Source organism: Palleronia caenipelagi, assembly GCF_007004065.1.
In the GTDB taxonomy this organism is placed as follows: Bacteria; Pseudomonadota; Alphaproteobacteria; order Rhodobacterales; family Rhodobacteraceae; genus Palleronia; species Palleronia caenipelagi.
Genome location: NZ_VFSV01000107.1, coordinates 1 through 3091, shown reverse-complemented (window position 1 = coordinate 3091; position 3091 = coordinate 1). Strand labels below are relative to the sequence as shown.

The 3091-nt window shown below is 58.2% G+C and carries 2 protein-coding genes and 3 pseudogenes; 2 read left to right on the top strand and 3 right to left on the bottom strand.

All coding sequences use genetic code 11. The annotated features are described in order from the left end of the window. Positions 1-262: pseudogene (locus FEV53_RS21105) on the top strand (hypothetical protein); the annotation flags it as partial. A 317-nt stretch (positions 263-579) separates the two neighbouring features. Here the strand turns inward: FEV53_RS21105 and FEV53_RS19885 are convergent. Further along, positions 580-1089, bottom strand: a complete 510-nt coding sequence (locus tag FEV53_RS19885; protein ID WP_221931691.1) for a DUF2493 domain-containing protein — start codon at positions 1087-1089, stop codon at positions 580-582. Between FEV53_RS19885 and FEV53_RS21355 the strand changes: the two are divergent. Further along, positions 994-1331 (top strand): annotated as a pseudogene (locus tag FEV53_RS21355) (IS6 family transposase); the annotation flags it as partial. The gene FEV53_RS19885 and the pseudogene FEV53_RS21355 sit on opposite strands and share 96 nt — an antisense overlap. 149 nt (positions 1332-1480) lie before the next feature. Here the strand turns inward: FEV53_RS21355 and FEV53_RS19875 are convergent. After that, a pseudogene (locus FEV53_RS19875) lies at positions 1481-1957 on the bottom strand (IS6 family transposase); the annotation flags it as partial. A gap of 571 nt (positions 1958-2528) precedes the next feature. Next, positions 2529-3091: IS66 family transposase (tnpC, locus tag FEV53_RS19870; RefSeq protein WP_142836376.1), on the bottom strand; the 563-nt coding region annotated here is incomplete at its 5' end.

Genomic DNA, 3091 nt, shown 5'->3' with positions numbered 1-3091 from the left:
GAAGCTCGGTGTGCCTGACGGTGCCCGGTTCAGTCCGCAGCTTCAGGATCAGTTCGCGTCTGTTCTCTACGTCGAGGCGGGGTACAATTCCTTCATTCAGGGGCGTCTCCCTCTGGCGAGTTTCATGGACAATCTTGCGAAGATCTGGGCCGGTCTTCCGACCCGAACGGGGCGCTCTCATTACCATGGCCATGCCGGCAATCGGGCGACGATTTCGCGGGCCTTTTTTGATCAGCAGATGCGCCAGATCTTCGGGGCCTGACGTCTCCCTCGAGGGTCTTCGGATCCTCCCGATCCCGGCCCTTGCCTCGTCGTCCTGTCGTCCCGGATCTCCGTCCGCGTCTTTGTCCTGGGCGGCTTGATCTCTGTTGGAATGCGTCGCCGCCGATGCCTTGAGGCATCGGACCCTCGCGGTCAGCGCCAGTTCTGGCGGGAAGGGATCGCCTTCGATCTCTCCCGGCCAGGACACCAAGACCCCGCTGTCCACCCCTCTCCACCGTTCGCCTCTGAGTTGTTCGCGGTCCACATATGCCAAAGGGCGACCCATTGGGCCGCCCCTCGTTTTCGTCTGGTTTCCGCTCAGGCGTCGCGGGTCTTTTCCGGTCCTTTGATCCGTGAGACGTGCTTGGCTTTTTCCTCCAGCTTGTCGGCCAGATTGAGTGCAATCCCGCTCTTGGTTCCGAACACGATGGCTCCTTTGACCTTCGCGCGGATCATTTCGTCATTGGCGCGGAACGGCGCTGCTTTCTTGAACGCGGGCCAGTTCGGGCGGAAGATGATTTGCGGGACCTTGCGCGAGCGCGCCCATTCGGCGGCGATCTTCTCGACGCCTTTCGCTCCCTTGTGGCAAAGGATCATGTCCGGGACCTTGGCAAGGGCCACGTCAAGACGCTTCCAGAGGCACCGTAAAGTTAATGCGTTCTGCGCCCGCGTATTGGATATGACCGTATGACGAACGTTGACCTCTATCGCCGCCACCGTTTCCCGCCGGACGTGATTGCCTATGCGGTTTGGCTGTACTTCAAGTTTCCGCTCAGCCTGCGAATGGTTGAGGATCTGCTGGCGGCGCGTGGGATCATCGTGTCGCACCAGACTGTGCGGGCCTGGGCGGAGAAGTTCGGTCGGCAGTTTGCGGGCAGGATCCGCCGGAAATCGGCTGGGAAGATGGGGATAAATGGCACCTCGATGAAGTCGTCGTTAAAATCTGGGGCAAGAAACATTGGCTCTGGCGCGCTGTGGATCAGGAGGGTTTCGTCCTGGATGTCCTCGTGCAGAGCCGCCGGGACAAGAAAGCCGCCAGGCGGCTTCTGCGCAAACTCCTGAAAAAGCGTAAGCGTCCGTTGAACCCGACCTAACGCGAGCCGCTGGCGGCAGCTAAGTGTCCACCATCGATAGTGGACACTTAGGGGCACTCTATGAGCAGGCGGAAGAAGCGGTTTTGGGCGGACGAGGAGAAGCGGGAGATTTGCGCGCAGGCGAGTGCGCGATGCTCGGCATTCGGAGCCAGCTGGCGGATCGGTTTGATGTAACTGCGCAATTTGTCCGTGATGATGACGCGCGGCTGGCCAAACCGGGTGATTAACTGTTTCAGAAACCGTCTGGCCGCTTTGGCGTTGCGCCTTGGCTGCACAAGGATGTCGAGCACATCGCCGTTCCCATCCACGGCCCGCCACAGCCACATCTTGACGCCGTTAATCGGGATCACGACTTCATCGAGGTGCCATTTGTCTGCTGCGGCGGGCCGGTCCCGCTTGATGCAATGTGCAAAATGTGAGCCGAAACGGTTCACCCATTTGCGCACGGTCTCTCGACTGACGATGACGCCCCGTTCCGCCAGCAGATCCTCCACGTCAGCCGTACTCAGCGCGAACCGGTGGTAGGCCCAGACGGCGTAAAAGATGACCTCACGCGGAAAACGGTAGCCCTTCAGGCGCGGCATCTCAGCTGGTGTGTTCATGGCGACCGGCTAAACAGCCTCGGCTGCGTCTGCAAGTTGGCAATCCCCGGACGGGCCAAGCTCCGCGACACCGAGGCCCGCGATCTCGCCCCCGTCATCGACGAGCTACAGGACGTCCTTTTCGTTTAAAGCGAACCCACAAAAACTAAGTCACTTGCTAGCGTCAACACCCATGGTTCTACTGTATCGGTAGAAAAAATCTCGAGTGAAACCCCATCAGAAAATTGGAAAACGGGATCAATAGAAACACTCGTGGATTGATAATCAACAGAGAGAACTTTCTGATACTTGAGGATGCTCTCGACTTCTCTAGAGGCTGTATCCCAACACGCAACCAAAATCTTTCCATTCTTGATTACCCGCCACGCTGATTGGGAGCTTAAGCTCCAATCAGCACCCAAAATGCTAAGAGCATCGCCATTCCACAAAACCTGCTCGATTGGCAACGGTAGGTATTTTGAGATTTCACTTTTTAGACACGTCATAATTATGGATCCTGCACAAGATGCGTTATTTCGTGCCCGTCCGTTGAACCCGCTCTGTCTGGTCAGTACATGACCTGTTACGCTGCTTATGCAGCGTAACGCCAGGGGAGGAGCTCGTCGAGGCGTGTGATCTTGTGGTCGGCGATTTGTGCGAGGACCCATGTCAGCCAGGCTTGCGGATCGACGTTGTTGAGCTTGGCCGTCTCGATCAGGGTGAAGGCGATAGCCATGGCCTTGCCGCCACCTTCTGAACCTGCGAACATCCAGTTTTTCCGGCCGATGGCCACGGGTTTGACGGCCCGTTCGGCTGTGTTGTTGTCGAGTTCCAGGTGGCCGTTCTCAAGGTATGTCCGTGCCTTTGGCATCCGGCCAAGGGCATAGCGGATAACCTGGGCCAGCGGCGACTTGCCCGAGATTTTGGGCAGTTGCGCGTGTAGCCAGGCTTCCAGGTCATCGAAGATCGGTTTTGATCGGGATTGCCGCAGCGCGATACGTTCTTCGGGCGATTTGCCACGCGCGTCTTTCTCCACGGTGTAGAGTTCAGCGATCCGCCGGATCGCTTCCTCGGCAATGGCGTTGCCCTGGGATGCGAAGACATCCACAAACTTACGCCTGACATGGGCCACGCAGGCCATCTCACCCGCCTTGT